A 20,976-nucleotide genomic window follows, 5' to 3' on the forward strand; every position below is an offset into this window, starting at 1 on the left:
TCTCAGGCTCGATGCGCGGGTGAAGCCATCACATACCCGCAGCCTGCGGCCTGGCTACTGTCAGATCTGACAGTAGCGATGAACGGTATCGGTCCTTGCCCCACCCTGTGGAAGCGGGCTGGCCCGCCATGGCGGCCTTACAGCCAGGCTGTTCCGGCCCCTTCGCCCGCTCCCCACTGTTGCACGGGGAATCTGGCTTCAGTCTTGGCCCCTTGCCGCTCACCACGCCTTCGCTAAGTGAAGCTTTCATGACAAAAGTTCGGTAGCACTTGGCCAGGCCCGTCATGGATATGTACAGCGCTTGGGGCGGCCGCTAGGTCGGTTTTCCTGTCGATGACAGGGAGCAGGGAGTGAGGCAGTGGGCACTATGGAACGCTACTCGAAAGTAGGGATGCAGGAGCTGGACCAGCGCTTATCGAAGATCGTCGAAGCCGCGCGCAAGCGCCCGGTGTCGGTCTATCGCTACGGCGCGCCATGGGTCTGGATTGTCTCGCAGGACGACTGGCAAGGCGCGCGCAAGGATGTGGCCAGCTATATCCCGCCAGGTCACTCCCTGGTGTTGCTGCGCCCGCAAATCGAGGCGCTGCTAGACGAGCACCATGAACTGCTGCGAGGGCTGGGCGCCGAGCCGGGTTTGTCGGTGGCGCCGCAGACTCTGGTGCAGATCCTGTTGCTGCAACTGCTCTATTCGGTGCCCGGTGAGCAGCAGCTGTACGAGCAGCTCAATTACAACCTGCTGTTCCGCTGGTTCGTCGGCCTGGACCTGAACCAGAAGGTGTGGGGTTTTAACGTCCTGAGCCATGACCTGGGCGCGTTGTTGAACAACCCGGACGCGGTGCAGTTGATCCACAAAATCATTGGTGAAGTGTTCTGTGGCGCCTTGCTGCACATGCCGGAGTTCTCGCTGAACTTCGCGCTGCTGCACACCTGGCTGTCGCGGCACGCCACACCATCGGCATCAAGCCATTGAGTGGGCCGCACGCTGCGCGGGCGGCACCGGTCATTTCAAATCTAGGGGGCGGTGTGGAGCAATTTTTCAAGGCAGGGCGGCCGCGCACGATGGGCAACGGCCTGGCGCTGTGGAGCTGCCTGGCGGTGGCTCTGGGCGTGCAACCGGTACTGGCCGAAGAAGACGGGCAGGGCGCAGCGCCGGCGAAGTTGGTGGATGTGAATGAGTATTTTGTGCGCGGCAACACGGTGCTTGATGCGCGGGCCATCGAGGAAGCGGTGTACCCGTTTCTCGGCCCGCAAAAGGCCCTGAGCGATATCGAAGGCGCCCGCGAGGCGTTGCAGAAGGTCTATCAGAGCCGCGGCTATCAGTCGGTGTTCGTCGAGTTGCCCGAGCAGAAGGTCGAGGACGGTATCGTCTACTTGCAGGTCAGTGAAACCAAGGTCGGCCGGGTGCGGGTGGTGGGCGCCAAACACTACTCGCCGGTGGAGATCCGCGACCAAGTGCCAGCCCTGCAAGAAGGCCAGGTGCCGGACTTCGGCCGCGTCCAGGGTGAGTTGGCCAACCTCAACAAGAGCGCCGGGCGCCAGGTCATGCCCCTGGTACGCGAGGGCCAGCGCCCGGGCACCATGGACGTGGATTTGCAGGTCGAGGACCAGAACCCCTGGCAGGCCAGCGTCGGCCTGAACAACGACTACAGCGCCGACACCGAGAAGCTGCGCAGCGTGGTCAGCCTGGGCTACAACAACCTCTGGCAACTGGGCCACACCATTTCCCTGACCTACTTCACCGCGCCCCAGGAGCAGGACAACGCCAAGGTCTGGTCCGGCTCGTACACCGCGCCTTTGAGCGAGCGCTGGAGCCTGCAACTGGCGGGCTACCAGTCCGACAGCGACGTGGCCACCATCGGCGGCAGCAACGTGCTGGGCAAGGGCCATTCCTACGGGGTGTCGGCGATCTACAACCTGCCGCCCAGCGGCGTGTGGGCCAACTCGTTCTCGGTGGGGGTGGACTTCAAGGACTTCGAAGAGCAGATGACGCTTGCAGGCAGCAGCGACAAGGTGCCCCTCAAATACGCGCCCTTCACGTTCGCCTACAACGGCTTTCGCTACACCGAAACCTCACAGTTGGGCCTGAGCCTGAGCCTGGTGGCCGGCACCCGCGGGCTGTTCGGCTACGGCAGTTCGGACGAGGAATTCAACTACAAGCGCTACCGCGCCAATCCCAGTTTCGCCGTGCTCAAGGGCGACGCCGATTACACCTACACCTTCGCCAACGACTGGCAGAGCGCGAGCAAGGGCTCGTTCCAACTCGCCTCCGGGCCCCTGGTTTCCAACGAGCAGATCAGCGCCGGTGGTGCGACCTCGGTGCGCGGCTACCTGGCGGCCGAGCGCACCGGCGATGACGGTTATGTGATTTCCCAGGAGCTGCGCACGCCGTCCCTGGCCAAGTACCTGGGCAAGTACGTCAACGAGTGGCGTTTCTACGCCTTTGCCGAAGGCGCCCAGTTGTCCCTGCGTGATGAGTTGCCCGACCAGGAGGCCGATTTCAGCCTGGCCAGTGTCGGCCTTGGCACCCGCGCCAGCCTGAGCAAGTGGCTGTCCGGCAGCCTGGATTGGGGCTACCCGTTGCTGGAAGGCCCGAACACCTCGAAACAGGAATCGCGCGTGCATTTCAACCTGCAAGCGACGTTCTGAGAACCCTATCAAGGAGCACTTTTGATGCAACGCCTATTTATCAGCCTGATGATCTGCCTGGGCTTCGTGCTCCCGGCGACCGCCCATGCCTGGTGGCAGGACGACTGGCAGTACCGCAAGCAGATTTCGGTGGACACCACACCCCAGGGCGCGGCCATCAACGAAAGCCTGGGCCGTACCGCGCTGCTGGTGCGCCTGCACACCGGCAACTTCACTTTTGATGGGGTCAAGGAAGACGGCGCCGACCTGCGCTTCGTCGCCGCCGACGACAAAACCGTACTCAACCACCAGATCGAAAGCTTCGACCCGCTGATGGGCATGGCGCTGATCTGGGTCGATGTGCCCAAGGTCGAGGGCGGCCAGCGCCAGGACATCTGGATGTACTACGGCAATCAGAAAGCCGCGGCCAGTGGCAACGGCCAACTGACCTTCGACCCCAGCTACACCGCGCTCTATCACTTTGACGGCGCCAGCGGCACCCCGGCCCGCGACACCACGGCCTACGGCAACACCGCCCAGAGCGCCACCGGTGCCGCCATCGATGGCGTGATCGGCCGGGCTTTGCAATTCAACGGCCAGCCGCTGCTGTTGCCGGCCAGCCCTTCGCTGCAACAGGTCGCCGGTGGCGCGTTCACCTTCAGTGCCTGGCTGCGCCAGGACCAGGCCCCCGGTGAACAAGTGCTTTTGGCCCGCCGCGAAGGCGCCAATCGCCTGCTGGTGGGGGTGAACCAGGGCGTGCCCTTTATCGATATCGATGGCCAGCGCAGCGCCGCCACCCAGGCCCTGAGCCCCGGCCAATGGCAGCACCTGGCCCTGAGCGCGGAAGGTGCCAAGGTCACGCTGTACCTCAATGGCCGCGAAGCCGCCAGCCTGGCGGTGGCCTTGCCGGCGTTCAACTCGGCCACGGCCATTGGCGCCGACCTGCCAGTGGTGGTGGCGGTGGAAAACCCCGACAGCAGCGTGTACCAGGGCTTTGTCGGTGCCATCGATGAGTTGCGCCTGTCCAAGGTCGCGCGCCCGGCGGCGCTGCTGCTGGCCGATGCCACGTCCCAGGGCGCCGAGTCGAAACTGGTGGCCTATGGCGTGGACGAAGAACAGTCCGGTTTCGGCTTCGGCAGCCTGGGCTTCTTGCTCAACGCGGTGCCCTTGGACGCCTGGGTCATCATCGCCGTGCTGGTGCTGATGATGTTCCAGTCCTGGATCATCATGATCCGCAAGAACCGCACCGTGACCCGTGTGAGTAACGCCAACGAGGCCTTCCGCGAGCAGTTCGCCAACGTTGGCACGCGCCTGGAGATGTTCGCCGACGACCGCGAGTTGGCCACGCGCCTGGAGCATTCTTCGCTGTGGCGCCTGTACCTGGTGGCGGTCAAGGAAATCCGCACCCGCCGCGCCCAGGGCGCCGACACGTCGTCGGTATCGGCGGCCACCATCGAAGCCATCCGCTGCTCGATGGACGGCGTGCGCACCCGGGAAAACCAGCAACTGAGCGCCAAGCTCTCAACCCTGTCCAACGCTATCGCCGGCGGCCCCTACATCGGCCTGCTCGGCACCGTGCTGGGGATCATGGTGGTGTTCCTCGGCACGGCCATGGCCGGCGACGTCAACATCAATGCCATCGCCCCGGGCATGGCGGCGGCGCTGCTGGCCACGGCCATGGGCCTGTTCGTCGCGATCCCCGCGCTGTTTGGCTACAACCGCTTGATTACCCGCAACAAGGAAGTCAGCGCCGACATGCGCGTGTTTGTCGACGAGTTCATCACGCGCCTGGCGGAGATGCACGGTGAGAGCCAGCACAGCGAAGCGGCCCATGGTCGCGGCCACCACTTCAACGCGCCCGTGTCGGCCTGAGGGAAACAGCCATGGCTTCTGTAAACGCCTCCCACGACGATGACGATGATGCGGCCGTCGACACGATCAACATCACGCCCCTGGTGGACGTGCTGATGGTGGTGCTGGTGATGTTCATCCTGACCGCTACAGCCCAGGTTTCGGGCATCCAGATCAACCTGCCCAAGGCCAGCGCCTCGGTGTCGCTGTCGGAGGCCAAGACCAAGGCCATTTCGGTCAACGACGGCGGCCAGGTGTTCCTTGACGCCTACCCGGTGACCCTGGCAGAGCTGGAGGATCGCCTGCGGATCGAGAAGGCCCAGAGCCCGGACTTCCCGGTGATCGTGCGCGGCGACGCCACGGTGCAGTACCAGAAAGTCATCGAGGTACTGGACCTGCTGCGCCGCCTGGAGCTGTCCCAGGTCGGGCTGGTTACCGGCAAACCGAGCCAGGGCTGACCATGACCGCACAATTACCTGTCAAGCCAGCACCGCTGAAAAAGTCGCCCCTGCGCCCACTCAAGTGGGGCGCGGGCCTCTTGCTCGGCGCCGTGGCCGCGTGGTTGCTGTGGCAATGGGCCAATGACATGAGTGGGATCCGCCGCGAAGCGCCGAAGATCCCCACCATCATTCCGTTGCCGCCACCCCCACCGCCGCCCCCGGAAAAACCGCCGGAGCCGACACCGCCGGTGGAAGAAAAGGTCGTCGAACCAGAACCGACGCCCGAGCCTGAGGACGTCAAGCCCGAGGAAGAGGCGCCGCCATCCCCGGCCGACGACCTGGCCAACCCGATGCAGATCGACGGCGACGCCCAGAGCGGCAACGACGCCTTCAACATCGGTGCTGGCAAGGGCGGCGGCATGGCGGGTGGTGGCGGCGGTGGGTTGGGCAGTGGCTCTTACGGCCAGTTCCTGGCCATGAGTTTCCAGCGCCTGCTGCGCGACAACCCCGAACTGCGCAACCAGGTTTACGCGGTGCAGGCCGATGTGTGGCTCAGCGCGGTGGGGGAAGTCACCCGCGTGGAGCTGACCCGCACCAGCGGCAACCCGCAGACCGACGCCCAGCTCCTGGCCACCTTACGCGCCGCGCCGGCGTTCACCCAGCGCCCGCCGGCCACCATGAAGATGCCCATCCGCCTGTCCCTGCAAGGGCGACGGCCGGGTTAACCCTCTTATTTTTTAAGCTTTGCCAAAAGGAGTTGTGTGCAGATGATTTCCAACCTGAATCGATTGTCCCTGGCGGTTGGCCTGGTCATTGCGACCCTGGTCGGGCCCGCGGCGGCAGCGCCTGCGCCCTCGGAAAACGCCACGATCAATCTGATCCGCCTGCTGGTGCAGCAAGGCGTGCTCAAGCAGGACCAGGCCGAAGGCTTGATCGCCCAGGCCGAAAAGGAAGCGGTGCAGGCCCGCCAGAGCGCCAGTGCGGGCACCGCCGTGGCCGCCACCGGCGCGGGGGGAGATGTGCGCGTGCAATACGTGCCGGCGATTGTGCGTGACCAGATCCGCGACCAGGTCAAGGCCGAGGTCATGGCCACTGCCAAGCAGGAAAACTGGGCCCAGCCCAATACCTTCCCGGACTGGGTCTCGCGCATCAGCTTTGACGGCGATATCCGCCTGCGTGATGAGTCGCGCTACTACTCGGGCACCAACAGCAACGAAAACCTTGACTACGCCAAGCTCAACGAAAAAGGCCCCTACGACGTCAACCCCGACAGCGGCACTACATTGCCGCCGCTGCTCAACACCCGCGAAGACCGCGAGAACCTGTTCCGCCTGCGGGCGCGCCTGGGCATGAAAGCGCAGATTGCCCAGGACTGGAGCGCGGGCATCCGCATCGGCACCGGCTCGGACAACAACCCGGTGTCCACCACCCAAACCCTGGGCGGCGGCTTTGGCAAGAAGGACATCTGGCTCGACCAGGGTTACCTGACCTGGAAAGCCACCGACTACATGACCCTGACCGGCGGGCGGGTGGCCAACCCGTTCTTCTCCACCGACATGCTCTATTCCAACGACCTGAACTTCGACGGCGTAGCGGCAATTTTCAACCATGCGCTGAACAAGCAATGGGGCGTGTTCGGCACCGTCGGCGCGTTCCCGGTGGAGTACACCAACGACACCGCCTCCAGCAACGGCCAGGACAAGGAAGAAAGCGACAACAAGTGGCTGTACGGCGCGCAGATCGGCGCCAATTGGGCCATCAACGCCAGCAACCGCCTCAAGGGTGCGATGGCCTACTACCGCTTCGAGGACATCGAAGGCCAGCGTTCCAGCCCTTGCGAACCCTGGGCCGGCGACCCTGGCTGCGACACCGACGGCAGCCGCGTGGCGTTCATGCAAAAAGGCAACACCGTGTTCCAACTGCGCGACATCGTGCCCAACCCGCAGGACCCGGTGCGCACGCCGCAACCGCAGTTTGTCGGCCTGGCCTCGCAGTTCAACCTGCTGGACCTGAACCTGGTCTGGGAAACCGACCTGCCGCAAGACTTCAAGTTGCGCACCCAGGGCAACTACGTGCACAACCTGGGCTACGACGAAGGCGAGATGCGCAAGCGTTCCGAAGGCCAGATCGTCAGCAACCTGGACAGCAACGGCCAGCTCAAGAGCGGCGCCGATGCCTGGATGGTGCAGTTCACCCTGGGCAACGACCTGGAACTCAAGAAGCAGGGCGACTGGAACCTCTTCGCTGGCTACAAATACATCGAGCCAGATGCCTTGCCGGACGGTTTCAACGACTCCTCCTTCCACCTGGGCGGCACCAATGCCAAGGGTTACTTCCTGGGCGGCAACTATGGCCTGGCCAAGAACGTCACGGCCACTGGCCGCTGGTTGAGCTCGGAGGCGGTGTATGGCGCGCCGTTCGATATCGATGTCTTGCAGCTTGAACTCAACACGCGCTTCTAAGGCGCCAGGAGAAACCCATGAACAGGCTCGCCACTTCTCGCTGGAGTTACCTGCTGCTGGCCGCTGGTGTATTGATTGCCAGCGGGGCCAGCGCCGAAGGCATGGAAGAGCGCTTGCGCACCCAGTTGCGCAGCACCACCGCGCAGTTGCAGGCGCTGCAAAGCGAACAGGCCCAGGCCAGCGCCGCGCGCCTGGCGGCAGAAACCCAGGCCAAGGCCGCCCAGGCGCAAATCAAGCAATTGAGCGCCGAGCTGGCCAAGGCCCGCGGCACGGCCGAAAAACTGGCCGGCCAGCAGGACGCCCTGCAAAGCCGGGCCCAGGCTCAGGCAGCAGCCAGCAGCGAACAACTGGGCAAGTTCAAGCAGGCCTATGAAGAACTGCTGGTGATGGCCCGTGCCAAGGAGGCCGAGCGGGCCAAATTGCAGGCGCAACTGACTGAACGTGACACACAAGTGCAGCAATGTTCGGCCAAGAATCAAGAAATGTACGGCGTGGCCAAAAGCATCCTGCACGCCTACGAAACCATCGACGTCGCCCAGGTGATGAACATCCGCCAGCCGTTTGCCGGCGGGGCGCGGGTCAAGTTTGAAGAAATGGCCCAGACCTTTGGCGACGACCTCTACAAAACCCAGTTCGATGCCCCTCAGGCAGCGATTGCTCAATGAACAGTAAGGAAGCAACGACCATGACCCAAGCACAGTTGATTACCCGCGTTTCCCCCCAGAGCCTGACCGAGTTGCTGCAAGGCGCTGGCTACCGGGTCAACCAGACCGAACAGAACGCCATTGTGCAGTTGCTCAGCGCCAGTCAGGGCATCGGCTACGCCGTGCGTTTCGGCAACCCGGCCGCTGAGGCGGGTGAGTACGTGGACTTCACCTTCAGCTGCGCGCTGCGGGTGCAAGGCCAATTGCCGGCCGGCCTGGCCGAGCTGTGGAACGCCTCGCGCCGCTTTGCCCGGTTGTCGGTGCAGGGCGAATTCCTGGTGATGGAAATGGACGTGGTGGTGGCCGCAGGTGTCAGCGCCGACCACCTGCGCGCGAGCCTGGAGTTGTGGGATCGCCTGCTGCAAGAGTTCATCGTCTACCTGCGTGAATACAGCCAGAGCGCCGGCCAGCTCAGCGCCCAGGAACCTGAGCAGGTGCCAGCCGAAGAGGTGACCGCGCTGTGAGCAAAACGGCCCTGTGGGCCGGCGCGGGTGCGCTGGCCTTGCTGGTGGTGGCAGTTGCCGTGGGCCTGCGCCCAGGCAGTGAACCGGTGGCGGGGCAACCGCCAGCGCCGGTGGCCCATACGGCGGTCGGCGAGCCAGCGGTGGCGCGCCTGGGCAGCCAGCAGGTGACGCCTGAGGAACTCAAGGAACTGCTGGCCGCGTTACCTGCTGAGTCACGCGAGCAATTGCGGGCCAACCGCCCGGCCCTCGAAGGCTGGATCCGCTCGCGCCTGGCGGAAAAAGCCGTGCTGGAGCAGGCCGACGCCCAAGGCTGGCGCCAGCGCCCGCAGGTGGAGCGCCAGACCCGCGCCGCCACCGAGCAGATCGTGTTTCGCGATTACTTGCAGTCGGTCAGCCAGGTGCCAACGGGTTACCCCAGCGAGGCCGAGTTGCAGCAGGCCTATGACGCGGGCAAAGCGGATTGGGTGACGCCGCCGCTGTACCGGGTCAGCCAGATTTTCCTTGCGCTCGCTTCGCCCCAGGAGCTCGATGCAGTGCGCAAGCAGGCCCAGGAACTGAGCCAGAAGGCCCAGGCCATGCCCGCGCAATTCGCCAGCCTGGCGAGCCAATATTCCCAGGCCGCTGACAGCGCCCAGCGCGGCGGCGACACCGGCCTGCAACCCTTGCAGCAACTGCTACCGGAGGCTCGCAGCGCGGTGATGCGGTTCAAGGTGGGCGGGGTGTCCGAGCCGGTGCAGAGCGCGGCGGGGTTTCATGTACTCAAACTCATCGAGCAGCAACCGTCCCGTACCGCCAGCCTGGAAGAGGTGCGCGAGCGCCTGACCCAGGCCCTAAGGGCCCAGCGCCAGGAACAGATCGCCAAGGCCTACCTGGAAGGCATGCTCGATAGCGCCACCCTGAGCATCGATGGAGCGGTGTTGAACCAGGTGTTGGAGCAAAAGCAGTAGCGCAGCTGTCGGTAGCCTTTACCTGCCGCAATGGAAAACCAACAAGATCGACAGGGAGTCATCGATGTCATTGACCGAGCCCACAGGACGTCAGGGGGCTGGCGAATATCCCGGCCAAACGCAGTCATCGGCCTCTTGGCTGGCGCTGGCCGCCGAGATCGAGCCACAGGTGGCCCAGTATTTTCTGGTCAGTGCCCGTTGTGGTTGTTTCATGCAGGCGGCGCGCAGTCTCAACATCAAGTCCACCGTGTTGCGCAAGCAACTGATGTTGCTGGAGGAGCATCTGCGCCGGGCGCTGTTCTGCTACCAGGGCAGCGCCTTGAGCCTGAGCCGCGAAGGCCAGCAATTACAGGCACAACTGATTGCCCTGGCCCATGAGCGCAAATTGCCGGTGATCGAGCAGCCGCTGATTCGTCTGGCGGTGGCCGAGTCGATTCTGCATGACATCCTGGGACGCGACCTGATAGCCCTGTTGCGGCGCAATGCCTGCGCGCGCTTGGAAGTGCTCTCCCTGGACAGCCCCCTGGCCCTGCAAGCTGTCAGCGCCGATGTGGTGGTATGGCTGGCCGAGCCGGAACAGCCCCTAACGGGCCCCAGCTTTGCCACCCAAGCACCGGTTTGCCTGGCCGAGCTCACTTATTTGCCCCATATTGCCAAGCGCTATTCGCGGGTGGCGGCGCGGCCCGACAGCCTCGACGACCTGGCCGACTACATGCTGGTGCAATGGCAGCAAGATGCCCAGGTCGAAAGCTTCGGGCCGTGGAATGAATTGGTGGAACAGCGCCTGGCGGGGGTGGTGCAGGTGCAGGCGTATGAGTTGATGCTGGAGATGATCCGTTGTAGCGCGTGTATCGGTCTGTTGCCGGCCTATATGAGCCATTTCGATCGAGGCTTGACCGCATTGCCCGGGCTGTTCGCCCAAGGCATGGCGCGGCAGGTGTGGATGGCGACGAATGCGCGGGTGGAACACCACGAGTCGGTGGCGTTGATCGTGGAGTTGATCCGCAACACCTTTAATGAGCGCAAAGAGTGGTTCGAGTTGTAGCAAGCGGGTTGGCTTCGGGCGCCGATCCGGCTCTGGAGTGCGTAGCGCGCCTGAAAATGTGGGTTGCTCCATCCATTTTCAGGGCGCCTGCGCAGCCCAGCGCGGGCGAGCCCGCTTACGACTTAGGGGCAGGCAGATCAGGCCGGCATGGTCCAGGGCTTGAGGGCGTAGCCTTCCTGGCTCAGCTGCTCGCGGGTCTGGGTCAGCAGGTCGGCCAGCTTGGCCGGGTCGCGGTAGGCGCTGCTCGGGATCTGCTGGTGGCCGATGTGGGTGTTGGTGCGGTCGACAACGGCCAGGTTCAGTTCACCGTTGCCGTCTTGTTGGGCCCAAGCGATGCACTGGAAAGGTTCAAATGCGTGGCCGGCGATCAAAAGTGCTTCGTTGAAACGGAGCGGGGCGTTCATGGGGTCTTCTCTCTGTATGCCCAATCAAATGATGTGCCGTCGGTTGGGCGTACCGTGCGGCTGGATACTTGTACTGATGCTTGATGTCCGGTGGCGGGTCACACATTCAGCGTAAGTTTTTTCATGTTTGTTTCGTTTGGCTGTTTATAAACACAATATTGAAAGCTAAATGAAAGCTTTTGCTTCGCAAGGTAACTTCAGACGTGGATTCTTATAACCAATACAGAGGTATTTGCTATTACCGCTATAGTCAATCGATACAAGGGCGCGTCAAGTTCTTGCTAGTGTTACAACCGGGCTAGCCAAATCACTGTTTCTACTCACAATTCTTAATTTTGGCGCCAAGGAACAGTCATGAACGAAGCGCCGGCCCTACGCCGACTACTGGTGGTCGATCCCTGCGATGACTGTCATGGCCTGCTGCCCGGTTTACGGGCGGTGGGCTGGGACGTCGACAGCTGCAACCTCGAAGCGGCCAGTGACCGCACCTGCGATGTCGGGTTATTGCGTTTGCAGTCTTTTCACCTGGAACGTCCCGAAGCGGTCAAGGAACTCATCAGCCGCAGCGGCACCGAATGGATTGCCGTGCTCAGCCCGGAAGTCTTGCGATTACAGAACGTTGGCGACTTTGTTTGCGAGTGGTTCTTCGATTTCCATACCTTACCGTTCGATGTCTCCCGTGTGCAGGTGACACTTGGTCGCGCCTTTGGCATGGCACGCTTGCGCGGCAAGGGTTCGGTGCGCATCGACGAGCCCGAACACGAGCTATTGGGCGATAGCCGGCCGATCCGCGAACTGCGCAAGCTGCTGGGAAAATTGGCGCCCACCGAGTCGCCGGTACTGATCCGTGGCGAAAGCGGCACCGGCAAGGAATTGGTGGCGCGAACCCTGCATCGCCAATCGCAGCGCCACAGCAAGCCCTTTGTGGCGATCAACTGCGGGGCTATTCCCGAGCACCTGATCCAGTCCGAACTGTTCGGCCACGAAAAGGGTGCCTTTACCGGCGCTCACCAGCGAAAGGTCGGGCGCATCGAGGCCGCCCATGGCGGCACTTTGTTCCTGGATGAAATCGGCGACTTGCCCTTGGAGTTGCAAGCCAGCCTGCTGCGTTTTCTTCAAGAAAAACACATCGAACGGGTGGGCGGCAGCCAGCCGATCCCGGTGGATGTGCGGGTGCTGGCCGCGACCCACGTTGACCTGGAGGCGGCCATCGAGAGGAAGCGTTTTCGCGAAGACCTGTACTACCGCTTGAATGTCCTGCAAGTGGTCACCGCGCCCCTGCGCGAGCGCCATGGCGACCTGGGGATGCTGGCCAACCATTTTTCCCACTTCTATAGCCAGGAAACCGGGCGCCGCCCCCGCAGTTTCAGCGAGGACGCCCTGGTGGCCATGGGCAAGCACGAATGGCCGGGCAACGTGCGCGAGCTGGCCAACCGGGTCCGCCGCGGCTTGGTGCTGGCCGAAGGCCGGCAGATCGAGGCCCGCGACCTGGGCCTGCTGAGCAACCAGGCCATCGCCGCGCCCATGGGCACCCTGGAAGACTACAAGACCCGCGCCGAGCGCCAGGCCTTGTGCGATGTGTTGAACCGCCACAGCGACAACCTCAGCGTCGCCGCCCGGGTGCTGGGGGTGTCGCGGCCCACCTTTTATCGCCTGCTGCACAAACACCAGATCCGCTAAACGGGCATAAAAAGGCCCGCTGCGACGTGAATCGCGGCGGGCCTTTTGGCATGGCTTAGAAGTAGTAGGGGAATTTCAGGCTGAAGGTGAAATCCGGGGCGTCGTCGGTCAGGCCGATGGACAGGTTGGGCACAATGGTCAGGTTGTCGGTGGCGGCCACGGTCATGCCGACGTTGAAGTAGCCGGCGTTGGCATCGCTGGACACCACCGATTGCCAGTCGCCACCATCGGACTTGAGCTTGCTCTTTTTCTGGATCAGGTCGGACACCGAAAACGACATACTCATTTTCTCGTTCAATGCAAAAGCAATACCGGCGCCGATCTGGAAGCTGTCGCCCAGGCGTACGCTGCCAGGGGTCTTGATGCTGGGTGAGGAGCTGATGTCGTCGAAATCCTGCTCCAGGTTGTGGGTGTACGACAGGCTGCCGAACAGCACGGCCGGGTCGAAGGTCTTGACCAGGGAAATGCCCGGGGTGATCGACCACACACCGTTGCCGGTGGGCAACTCATCCGGTACGAACAGGTTGGTGTTGTTGCTTACCTGGCGCAGCTTGATGCCGAACGGCTCCTTGCCGGTGGGCGCCTTGACCCGCAGGGTGACGACCGCGTCGGGGGTGTTTACCGACTCGTCCATGAACTTGTACGCCACGCCGAAGTTGACATCGCCGATGGTCGGGTCGCGGGTGATGGATTTTTCGCTGGTCACGCCCGCTGCGCCGTTTTGCGCGCCGCCGGATTGATAAGTGGATTCGCGATAGACCACCGGCACGTTCAGGTCGAACTGCCAACGGTTGTTGAAGTTGTAGCGCCCGGTGACGTCGAAGGTCCAGTTGTCGGCCTTGATCCGGTCCAGGTTGATGTTGCCCAGGAAGATCGAATCCAGGGCCAGGAAGCCGTTGAGGATCAACTGGCGCGTGTCGTAGCGCGAATAGGTCATGCCAGTTTCGAGGCTGAAACTGCCGCCGCCAAAGAAGCCGCTGGCCTCGTCATACAGGTTGGAGACGCTCTGGGCCGGTGCCGAATCGTCCTGCAAGGACTGGCCGTAGGAGGTTGCGCCCGCGCCACCGGCCGCCCCTCCCGAGGCGGCTGCGGCACCGGTGCCCGCGACCTGGTTGCCGCGCATATCGGCGGGGGATTTGGCCAGGCGTTTGGGCGCCGGTGTCGCCGGTTGGTCTTCCACTTGGCGGACTCGTTGTTCAAGTACCGCCAACGCTTTTTGTTGAACTTCGTAGCGTTGTTTCAACGCTATAAGTTCTTGTTTCAATGCCTCTATGTCCGCATCGGGCGCCGCTTGCAATAAGGCCGAAGGAAACAGAGTGCTCAGACACACAACAGCGCGCAGCGTCGATGATCGGTACATGAATTAAGCCGTCCCTTTAAACCCAATGGTCGAGAAGCAGCGTAGTTCAATATCCCAAGTTGCGTAGGCCAACGAGTTGGCTCAAGTTGCAATCCAGTGCGCCGGCGCTAGGGCCGTTGTTATTGAGTACTACGTTGAGTTGAGTGAGGTTATTGACCAGGTTGCTACTGCCCAGTAGCCGGGTGTTTTGCAACAGGCCGCCTTGAGCTACTTGTTGCAGGGTGCTGCCCTGGTTGTTGCTGGCCTGGATGGCCATCTGGATGCCGCCGCCGTTGTTGGACACCGCGATGCTGCCGGCGCCATTGCTGGCGGTGACGGCGTTGTCGCCGGTCAGCAGCACGCCCTGGTTGGGCGCCAGGGCCGGGGCCTGGTTGGCTTCGCTGACGTCGATGCTGACGTTGTTATAGGCCGTGTTGCCATCCCCCGCGGCCCGCACGCTCTGGGTTACGCCCTGGCCGCTGCCCAGGCCCGCGCCGCCGATGATGTTGCCCGTGCCCGGGTTGCCGGGCGTACCGCCGCCCTTGCCGGGTTCATTGATGGTGGAGACGTAAAACTGCGGCTTGATGGTCGATTGCTGAACTTGCATGGACGTGGCGGCGCCAATCACGTCGCCAGTGGCGTTGCGCCATGTAGTACTCATGACAATACCGAAGCTGATGATCCGCCCCGGCATCACATAACGGCCGCGAAGTTCCGAGAGTTCCGCATCCTTGATCTCGATGGGTTTGAATCCCGAACTGGCCAGTGCGGGAAGGGAAAGTACGGCAACCAGACAAGCGGTCGCCAGCCAGTATGGAGTTTTCATGTGCTGCTGCTCCCGGAGCGTCCTGCTCCTTTATCTAAAGTGGCGTTTAGAAGAAGTCGCTTTGAATGAAACCAAAGTCCAGTAGTTCTGCATCTTTGACCGGGTTGAAACCGTCGAGCTTGTTTTTGGCCGTGACCGGCAGCGGTGGCGTGAGCAGGGCGTTGGCTTTGTCATAACCGGGGCCGATGATGGCGAACACGATGCCGTTCCAGCCTTTGACGAAATCTTCATGGGTGTAGCGTTTATGGCCCAGGACGGGGTCGCCGATGTAAACCCAGTCCTTTTCCGTGCGTTGCAGTACCACGAAGTGCTTGTAGCCGCGGATATCCACCAACACCACCACGGGAATGGAGATGTCCTGCAGCTTGTCCGCCGGTATCCGATACCCCCGCGCACGCATGCCGATGCTTTCCACGTAGAGCTTCATGTCCAGCATGGAAAACCCTTGTGTGCGCACCAGGTCATGGTCAGCGTTGGCCAACATGCCCTCGATCACCTGGTTTTCATCGACATCCAGCCAGTAGCTCTGGCGCAGCACCGTGGCCAGTGCGGCGGCGCCGCAACTGAAATCGGTTTTTTGTTCCACCAGGTCGACGAATTTACGCTCACGCACGCTTTGCACTTGCTTGTAAACCAAGGTGCCGCCAGGAAGGGCGGCAATGGCCATGGAGGCCGCCTGGCACTGCGCCGAGGCCAACCCGGTCAGGCCCAACAGAACGGCGAGAGCGGCAATTCGCATGGTCGATACGCCTTGCTAAGAGGAATGGGAAAGCCCCGTTGCCGGGGCTTTTGGGTTTACTGACGTTAGTTGGCGCCAGCGCAACCTCCGCAAGTGGTCGAAATGGCCAGCGAGTTGACTTGTTGGTTACCCACGCCAGCGGCGTTGTTGTAGCCCACGTTGCCGGAGTTGCTGTTCACCGAACCGGTGGTGGTAGCGTTGTTGACTACAGGGTTTTTCCAGCCGTCTTTGACCAGCACTTGTTGGGTCCATACCGCGCCCAGCAAGAAGTTGCCTTGTTCTACGAGGTCAACTTTCTGGCCTTTGTTGCCACCGCTGCCGCTACCACCTTTGTCGTCGTAGTAGCCACCTTTGTCGTCTTTGATGGTGCCTTTGATGGTGCCTTTGTAGGAACCACCGGCGATGGCACCGCCACTGAGGCTGACCACTTTGTTTTCACGATCGGCTTTGTTGTTGACACCCAGGTCGGTGCTGTTTTGCGATGCGCCTGAAACCGCGTTGGCCACGCGGCCGCCGGACACAGCGATCGCCAGGTCGTTTTTCTGTTGGTTGAAGTTGCCGGCCGCGTTGTTGAAGCCGATGTTGCCGGAGTTGCTGTTAACGCTGTTGTCAACTTGCGCACGGTTTTGGGTCGAGGCGTTTTTCACGTAGTTGTTGACGTTGTTCTGGCTCGCCAATGCCAGGGCGTTGGCGCTACCGAACACAAAGGCTTCGTCAGCGGTGGCGATGGCTGCGTTGTTGGCTTGTTGGTTGCCGTCGCCGGCTGCGTTGTTGCCGCCTACGTTGCCGCTGTTGCTGTTGAATGAGTTGTCAGACTTGGCATTGTTTTTGGTGGCCTGATTGTTCACATAGTTGTCTTCACTGTTCTGCGTGTCGGCGGAAATGGCGGTAGCGCCGGCGCCGATTTGCAGTTGGTCCTGCCAGGTTGGCCCTTGTGGTTTGTGCGGGTGTTTTTTGTCGCTGTCAGCCTGAGCAGCCATAGCCATCACTGCAGCCAAGGCGAAAACCAGTGGTTTCAGAGCGGTTGTAGGTTTCATGGTGTTTCTCCGTGCCTATTGAATTGGTTAAGTGTTGCGACTTGCCAAGTGCACTGCGGTTGGGTCAATCAGCGACCCGGATGCTCAGGGTGTTGGCCATGCGGTTCCCCACACCCGCGCTCTGGTTCACCTGAATCACGCCACGGCTGCCGGTGAAGGCCTGGTCACTGGTGGTGACCTGGCGGCTGCCGGTGGGTGTGCCAGTTGCTCCCGAGACTGGTAGCAGCGCCACGTTCTGTTGCGACAGGGCGCTGTCATCGACGCTTTGCGGTTGGGCACTGATGCTGACCCGCAAGGCGTTAATCATTTGGTTATTGGCCCCGGCGGACTGGTTGACGCCCAGTGCACCGTTGCCGTTGATGAATGAGTTGCCGCTGATGTCGCTGCTGGCGTTCATCGAACGGTTGGCGGCGGTATTGATGCTCTGCTGCAGGCTGTTGACGGCTTTGGCGTCTTTGCCTATGGCAATGGCCCGGCTGTTGACTTGCTGCTGTTGATCGCCGGCGGCCTGGTTGACCATCAGGTTGCCGCGATAGGCCGCGCCGGAATTATCGATCCGGGCCTGGTTGACCACCGCTACGGCGGAGTCGGCCAGGGCGCTGGTGCTGGCGAGCAGGGCGATTGCCATTACAGTGAGTTTCATCATCAGTTCCCCTTGCCACCTAGGTTCATCAGGGGGCGCATGCCGGTTTCCATGGCCCGGTTGATGGTGCCGGAGATCCGCGCACCGGCACCGCTGCCAGCGCTGGCGCCCATGCCGGGCAGGCCATTGGGGTTGGTCACCACGTTGAGGCCGGGCATGTGGGTGGGGGCGGTGTTGTTAACGGTCTGCTGGATGCGCTGGCCGCTGCTGACCCCGGCGAAATCGCCATCGCTCAGCTCCCCCGTAGCCCTCAAGACCTGTTGCGAGGGGTTGGCGTTGACGGTGGTGGGGTTGGGGTTGGGCGCCAGCGGCTTGCGGCCGGCAGCAATGGGGTCAACAGGGCGCGTGAGCACAATAGTGCCGTCACCGGCCGCCACCACGGGCAGGCAATACATCGCGCTGAGGACACAGCCTGTCAGCAGGAGGCGGTTCAAGCGCTTATTGTTGTTGCCCATGTCGGCATTCCTTCTTTCAATGCGCTGGCCTTGTCAGCGTTGCGAAGGTGTAGAGCAGAAGCCGTGCCGCTTTTTGTTTGTGTTTTTAAATCAAAGGGTTAGCTCGGCGCCGGAGAACAGCGCGAGCGAGCCTGTATCAACGCTGAGACAGGCGTGAGGGCCGAGAACCGCTGGATGTGGTGAAAACGCTCTAGACCGGGCCTTTGGGCAGGGCTGTATCAGCCGCGTGACAGTTGCCCCATTAAAGGCGCGTGCCGCTGGCGGGGGTGGCGTTCGGCGCGCAAGGGTGTATCAGGAATGGACAGTTTCGGGGATTTTGCAGGCTTTTCAGCCCTGGTTCGGGGTGGCGAGCAGGCGCTCCACGGCGGCGAAGGCTTGCTCACGTCGCGCCGTCCAATCGCCAGTGACGACTTCGAACCGCCGCTGGTGCTGTTGCAGCCAGGCGTGGCTGGCATCGAAAAAGGCCTGGCGTTGCGCCAGGTCGGGCTGGCAGCGCAGGCCATCGCCCGTCCAAGCCACGCCTTCGGGAGAGAGCAGCAGGTGCAGGTCGTAATGGCGTGCCAGTAGTGCTTCCTCGATCCACCCCGGGCAGTCGCCGAACAGGGCCAGGCTCCAGAGCTGGTTGCTCAGCAGGTGGGTGTCGAGAATCAACAATTGCGGGGCCTGGGCGCGGGCCTGGTCTTCCCAGGCCAACTGCCCGCGGGCGATGGCCGGGATGTCGGCCAGGCAGGTGTCGCGCTGGGTTTGCTCCATGAAGTGGCGCACATACTCGCCCACCAGCACACCGCCAAAACGCTGCTGGATGCCTTCGGCCAACCAGCTCTTGCCGCTGGATTCCGGGCCGCTCAACACCAGCACTTTCATGGCTGCAACGCCGGGTCGGCGCGCCATTGGCGCCAGCCCTGCACGGCAATCAGGGTGAACAGGGCATAGAGGGCGGCGGTGAGGTACAGGCCCTTATAGACGAACAGCGCGACGAAGATCACGTCCACCACAATCCACAAGGCCCAGCATTGCAGGCGTTTCTGCGCCATCCACATCTGTGCCACCAGGCTGAACCCGGTGAGGGCCGCGTCCAACCAGGGTTGCGCGGCGTCGGTCCAATGGGCCATGGCGCCGCCCAGCGCGAGGCTGCCGACTGCGCCGATGGCCAGGCCCTGCGCCACGGCCTGGGTGTTGAGCCGGGTGACCTGGCGGCCGCTGTGGCGCTCGCCGGCACGGGTCCACTGCCACCAGCCGTAGAGCTGCAACGCGGCGTAGATCACCTGCAAGAGCATGTCGGAATAGAGTTTGACCTCGAAGAAAATCCAGCTGTAAAGCAGCACCATCACCAGGCCGATGGGCCAGCACCAGGGGTTTTGCTTGACTGTCAGCCACACGGCTATCACGCCGAGCGTTGCGGCAAACAGTTCTAACCCGGACATGGCATTTCCTTGCAGAGCACGAAGAGGGCCGGGATTGTACCCCGTAGCAAGCGGGCGTGCCCGCGCTGGGGTGCGCAGTGCGCCCCGACGGTGGTGTGCCCGGAAGATTTTTACGGCCGCTACGCGCCCGAGCGCGGGCAAGCCCGCTTGCTACAACAGCAGCAGCGGGCCGGGAGGGAAGGTCAGACCTTGAACTGGCGCAGCAGGGCGTTGAGCTGTTCGCTCAATTCCTTGAGGTGAACGCTGGCTAGGCTCGATTGTTCGGCAGCCAGGGCGGTGCTTTGGGACAGCCCGGCGGCCTGGGTGACGTTCTGGTTGATGTCTTCGACCACATGGGCTTGTTGCAGGGTGGCGCTGGCGATGGAGGCGTTGAGGCCGTTGAGGTTTTGCAGGGCCTGGCCGATGGCGCTCAGGCTGGCGCCGGCCAGGCCGGCTTGCTCGATAGTCAACTGCGAGGCACGGCTGCTGTCACCGATCACCCGCACGGCGGCTTCGGAATGGTTTTGCAGGCGTTCGATCATTGCCTGGATTTCCGCCGTGGACTTCTGCGTGCGCTGGGCCAGCAGCCGCACCTCGTCTGCCACCACGGCAAAGCCGCGGCCTTGCTCGCCGGCGCGGGCGGCCTCGATGGCAGCGTTCAGCGCCAGCAGGTTGGTCTGCTCGGCGATCGAGCGGATCACCTCCAGCACGCTGCCGATCTGGGTGCTTTCGGCCGACAGGGTGCGGATCACCTCCACGGCTTGGTCGATGGTGCTGGACAACTGGTCGATCTGTTGCAGGCTGCTGTCGATATTGACCTGGCCCTGCTGGGCCTGGACCTGTGCATCGCGCATTTCGCTGGCGGCGTGCTCGGCGTTTTTCGCCACGTCCTGCACGCCGTAGGTGACTTCATTGATGGCGGTGGCCACCAGTTCCATTTGCTGGGACTGCTGCTGGCTACGTTCCTGGGCCTGGCTGGCGTTGTTGCCCAGATCCGTAGACGACTGGCCCAGGGCGCTGGCCGAGAGCTGCAGCTGGCCCACCACTTGGCGCAGCTTGGCGGTGAAGGTGTTGAAGTGACGGGCCAGTTGGGTGACTTCGTCCTGGCCGTGGGTGTCGAGGCTGCGGGTCAGGTCGCTTTCGCCGCTGGCGATGTTGGCCATGGCGTGCACAGCTTCCTGCAACGGCTGCACGATGCTGCGGGCAATCAGGATCACCAGCAGCGCCATCACCAGCGCGATCACGATGCCAATCAGCGAGGCTTTCCAGACCTGCTCATAGAACTGGGCCTGAATATCGTCGATATATACCCCCGAGCCGATGATCCAGCCCCAGGGCTGGAACAGTTGCACGTAGGAGGTTTTTTGCACCGGTGCCTCGGCCCCCGGTTTCGGCCAGCGGTAGTCCACGGTGCCGGCACCTTTTTCCTGGGCGATGGCGACCATGGCGTTGAACAGCGCAAAGCCGTCCGGGTCTTTGATGCCGGACAGTTCCTTGCCTTCGAGCTTCGGGTTGGCCGGGTGCATGACCATGACGGGCTTGAGGTCGTTGATCCAGAAGTAGTCGTCCTGGTTGTAGCGCAGCCCGCGCACGGCGTTCAGGGCTTGTTGCTGGGCGGCTTCGCGGCTCAGGGTGCCGGCGGTTTCCAGGCCGTGGTAGTAGGTGAGCACGCCATTGGCGGTCTCCACCACATGGCGGGTTTTCTCGGCCTTGGCCTGGTACAGGTCGCTGTGGATCTGATTGAGCATCAACATGCCCAAGGTCAATAGCATCAACACAGACACCACCAGGATCAGCCACAAGCGGCGGCTGATCGACACACTGCGTAAGCTATTCATTACCGGTCACTCCAGATTCTTGTTCTTGTCATTAAGGCCAAGCCATCCAAGCATGCTTTGGCCAATGGCACCAA

21 protein-coding genes are annotated in these 20,976 nt (G+C 62.6%); 11 read left to right on the plus strand and 10 right to left on the minus strand.

Annotation, left to right across the window (positions count from 1 at the left end; translation table 11 throughout):
- The first annotated feature begins 367 nt into the window (after nt 1–367).
- The 10 genes from AC19YR_RS07350 to AC19YR_RS07395 all read left to right on the plus strand — a co-directional run bounded on the left by AC19YR_RS07350 (nt 368) and on the right by AC19YR_RS07395 (nt 10,538).
- Nucleotides 368–970: a transposase gene (locus AC19YR_RS07350; RefSeq protein ID WP_095108192.1), complete on the plus strand. Its 603-nt coding sequence runs from the start codon at nt 368–370 to the stop codon at nt 968–970.
- 89 nt (nt 971–1,059) lie between these two features.
- Nucleotides 1,060–2,646, plus strand: a complete 1,587-nt coding sequence (locus AC19YR_RS07355; protein ID WP_095108193.1) for a ShlB/FhaC/HecB family hemolysin secretion/activation protein — start codon at nt 1,060–1,062, stop codon at nt 2,644–2,646.
- A gap of 24 nt (nt 2,647–2,670) precedes the next feature.
- Nucleotides 2,671–4,497: a DUF2341 domain-containing protein gene (locus AC19YR_RS07360; RefSeq protein WP_500597772.1), complete on the plus strand. Its 1,827-nt coding sequence runs from the start codon at nt 2,671–2,673 to the stop codon at nt 4,495–4,497.
- Nucleotides 4,498–4,508: 11 nt separating this feature from the next.
- Nucleotides 4,509–4,934, plus strand: a complete 426-nt coding sequence (locus tag AC19YR_RS07365; protein WP_095108195.1) for an ExbD/TolR family protein — start codon at nt 4,509–4,511, stop codon at nt 4,932–4,934.
- A gap of 2 nt (nt 4,935–4,936) precedes the next feature.
- Nucleotides 4,937–5,641, plus strand: a complete 705-nt coding sequence (locus AC19YR_RS07370; RefSeq protein ID WP_095108196.1) for an energy transducer TonB — start codon at nt 4,937–4,939, stop codon at nt 5,639–5,641.
- 42 nt (nt 5,642–5,683) lie between these two features.
- Nucleotides 5,684–7,378, plus strand: coding sequence for a putative porin (locus tag AC19YR_RS07375; RefSeq protein WP_500597774.1), 1,695 nt, complete (start codon nt 5,684–5,686; stop codon nt 7,376–7,378).
- Between the two features lie 17 nt (nt 7,379–7,395).
- Complete coding sequence (locus AC19YR_RS07380) at nt 7,396–8,043, plus strand: DNA repair protein (protein ID WP_500597776.1); 648 nt, start codon at nt 7,396–7,398, stop codon at nt 8,041–8,043.
- Nucleotides 8,044–8,063: 20 nt separating this feature from the next.
- Nucleotides 8,064–8,546, plus strand: a complete 483-nt coding sequence (locus AC19YR_RS07385) for a YbjN domain-containing protein (RefSeq protein WP_500597778.1) — start codon at nt 8,064–8,066, stop codon at nt 8,544–8,546.
- On the plus strand, nt 8,543–9,493 hold the full coding sequence (locus tag AC19YR_RS07390; protein ID WP_500597780.1) for a peptidylprolyl isomerase: 951 nt from the start codon (nt 8,543–8,545) through the stop codon (nt 9,491–9,493). The genes AC19YR_RS07385 and AC19YR_RS07390 overlap by 4 nt, the downstream gene beginning before the upstream one ends.
- Nucleotides 9,494–9,557: 64 nt before the next feature.
- Nucleotides 9,558–10,538: a LysR family transcriptional regulator gene (locus tag AC19YR_RS07395; RefSeq protein WP_500597782.1), complete on the plus strand. Its 981-nt coding sequence runs from the start codon at nt 9,558–9,560 to the stop codon at nt 10,536–10,538.
- A 137-nt stretch (nt 10,539–10,675) separates the two neighbouring features.
- Here AC19YR_RS07395 and AC19YR_RS07400 read toward each other — a convergent pair whose 3' ends face one another.
- On the minus strand, nt 10,676–10,942 hold the full coding sequence (locus AC19YR_RS07400; RefSeq protein ID WP_095108202.1) for a hypothetical protein: 267 nt from the start codon (nt 10,940–10,942) through the stop codon (nt 10,676–10,678).
- Between the two features lie 354 nt (nt 10,943–11,296).
- Here AC19YR_RS07400 and AC19YR_RS07405 point away from each other — a divergent pair, with 354 nt between their 5' ends.
- Entirely contained in the window at nt 11,297–12,622 is a 1,326-nt protein-coding gene (locus tag AC19YR_RS07405) for a sigma-54 dependent transcriptional regulator (protein ID WP_095108203.1), read from the plus strand.
- A 55-nt stretch (nt 12,623–12,677) separates the two neighbouring features.
- Here AC19YR_RS07405 and fapF read toward each other — a convergent pair whose 3' ends face one another.
- The 9 genes from fapF to AC19YR_RS07450 form a co-directional block, all read right to left on the minus strand.
- The gene (gene fapF / locus AC19YR_RS07410) at nt 12,678–13,982 is read right to left on the minus strand and encodes a fibril amyloid transporter FapF (RefSeq protein ID WP_095108204.1); all 1,305 of its coding nucleotides are present in this window, start codon (nt 13,980–13,982) and stop codon (nt 12,678–12,680) included.
- A 46-nt stretch (nt 13,983–14,028) separates the two neighbouring features.
- The gene (gene fapE, locus AC19YR_RS07415) at nt 14,029–14,787 is read right to left on the minus strand and encodes a fibril amyloid subunit FapE (protein WP_500597783.1); all 759 of its coding nucleotides are present in this window, start codon (nt 14,785–14,787) and stop codon (nt 14,029–14,031) included.
- 46 nt (nt 14,788–14,833) lie between these two features.
- Nucleotides 14,834–15,526, minus strand: coding sequence for a fibril amyloid maturation endopeptidase FapD (fapD, locus tag AC19YR_RS07420; protein ID WP_095108206.1), 693 nt, complete (start codon nt 15,524–15,526; stop codon nt 14,834–14,836).
- 65 nt (nt 15,527–15,591) lie between these two features.
- Nucleotides 15,592–16,563, minus strand: coding sequence for an amyloid-like fimbrin subunit FapC (gene fapC / locus AC19YR_RS07425; RefSeq protein WP_500597785.1), 972 nt, complete (start codon nt 16,561–16,563; stop codon nt 15,592–15,594).
- A 64-nt stretch (nt 16,564–16,627) separates the two neighbouring features.
- Nucleotides 16,628–17,206: a fibril amyloid subunit FapB gene (gene fapB, locus AC19YR_RS07430; RefSeq protein WP_095108208.1), complete on the minus strand. Its 579-nt coding sequence runs from the start codon at nt 17,204–17,206 to the stop codon at nt 16,628–16,630.
- 2 nt (nt 17,207–17,208) lie between these two features.
- Complete coding sequence (gene fapA, locus AC19YR_RS07435) at nt 17,209–17,661, minus strand: functional amyloid chaperone FapA (protein ID WP_095108209.1); 453 nt, start codon at nt 17,659–17,661, stop codon at nt 17,209–17,211.
- Between the two features lie 327 nt (nt 17,662–17,988).
- The gene (locus AC19YR_RS07440) at nt 17,989–18,525 is read right to left on the minus strand and encodes an AAA family ATPase (RefSeq protein WP_500597787.1); all 537 of its coding nucleotides are present in this window, start codon (nt 18,523–18,525) and stop codon (nt 17,989–17,991) included.
- Nucleotides 18,522–19,085 carry a nicotinamide riboside transporter PnuC gene (gene pnuC, locus AC19YR_RS07445; RefSeq protein WP_095108211.1) on the minus strand — a complete coding sequence of 188 codons (564 nt, stop codon included), beginning with the start codon at nt 19,083–19,085 and terminating at the stop codon, nt 18,522–18,524. Before pnuC ends, AC19YR_RS07440 begins: the two co-directional genes overlap by 4 nt.
- 182 nt (nt 19,086–19,267) lie before the next feature.
- Entirely contained in the window at nt 19,268–20,902 is a 1,635-nt protein-coding gene (locus tag AC19YR_RS07450) for a methyl-accepting chemotaxis protein (RefSeq protein ID WP_095108212.1), read from the minus strand.
- Nucleotides 20,903–20,976 lie beyond the last annotated feature (74 nt).

This window comes from Pseudomonas sp. MF08817 (assembly GCF_059862705.1).

Coding starts and splice junctions, on each gene's coding strand:
- fapE (WP_500597783.1), bottom strand. CDS start 14,787: ATGAAAACTCCATACTGGCTGGCGACCGCTTGTCTGGTTGCCGTACTT.
- fapC (WP_500597785.1), bottom strand. CDS start 16,563: ATGAAACCTACAACCGCTCTGAAACCACTGGTTTTCGCCTTGGCTGCA.
- AC19YR_RS07350 (WP_095108192.1), top strand. CDS start 368: ATGGAACGCTACTCGAAAGTAGGGATGCAGGAGCTGGACCAGCGCTTA.
- AC19YR_RS07385 (WP_500597778.1), top strand. CDS start 8,064: ATGACCCAAGCACAGTTGATTACCCGCGTTTCCCCCCAGAGCCTGACC.
- AC19YR_RS07365 (WP_095108195.1), top strand. CDS start 4,509: ATGGCTTCTGTAAACGCCTCCCACGACGATGACGATGATGCGGCCGTC.
- AC19YR_RS07450 (WP_095108212.1), bottom strand. CDS start 20,902: ATGAATAGCTTACGCAGTGTGTCGATCAGCCGCCGCTTGTGGCTGATC.
- AC19YR_RS07355 (WP_095108193.1), top strand. CDS start 1,060: ATGGGCAACGGCCTGGCGCTGTGGAGCTGCCTGGCGGTGGCTCTGGGC.
- fapF (WP_095108204.1), bottom strand. CDS start 13,982: ATGTACCGATCATCGACGCTGCGCGCTGTTGTGTGTCTGAGCACTCTG.
- AC19YR_RS07380 (WP_500597776.1), top strand. CDS start 7,396: ATGAACAGGCTCGCCACTTCTCGCTGGAGTTACCTGCTGCTGGCCGCT.
- AC19YR_RS07400 (WP_095108202.1), bottom strand. CDS start 10,942: ATGAACGCCCCGCTCCGTTTCAACGAAGCACTTTTGATCGCCGGCCAC.
- AC19YR_RS07360 (WP_500597772.1), top strand. CDS start 2,671: ATGCAACGCCTATTTATCAGCCTGATGATCTGCCTGGGCTTCGTGCTC.
- AC19YR_RS07370 (WP_095108196.1), top strand. CDS start 4,937: ATGACCGCACAATTACCTGTCAAGCCAGCACCGCTGAAAAAGTCGCCC.
- pnuC (WP_095108211.1), bottom strand. CDS start 19,085: ATGTCCGGGTTAGAACTGTTTGCCGCAACGCTCGGCGTGATAGCCGTG.
- AC19YR_RS07395 (WP_500597782.1), top strand. CDS start 9,558: ATGTCATTGACCGAGCCCACAGGACGTCAGGGGGCTGGCGAATATCCC.
- AC19YR_RS07440 (WP_500597787.1), bottom strand. CDS start 18,525: ATGAAAGTGCTGGTGTTGAGCGGCCCGGAATCCAGCGGCAAGAGCTGG.
- AC19YR_RS07405 (WP_095108203.1), top strand. CDS start 11,297: ATGAACGAAGCGCCGGCCCTACGCCGACTACTGGTGGTCGATCCCTGC.
- fapD (WP_095108206.1), bottom strand. CDS start 15,526: ATGCGAATTGCCGCTCTCGCCGTTCTGTTGGGCCTGACCGGGTTGGCC.
- fapB (WP_095108208.1), bottom strand. CDS start 17,206: ATGAAACTCACTGTAATGGCAATCGCCCTGCTCGCCAGCACCAGCGCC.
- AC19YR_RS07375 (WP_500597774.1), top strand. CDS start 5,684: ATGATTTCCAACCTGAATCGATTGTCCCTGGCGGTTGGCCTGGTCATT.
- fapA (WP_095108209.1), bottom strand. CDS start 17,661: ATGGGCAACAACAATAAGCGCTTGAACCGCCTCCTGCTGACAGGCTGT.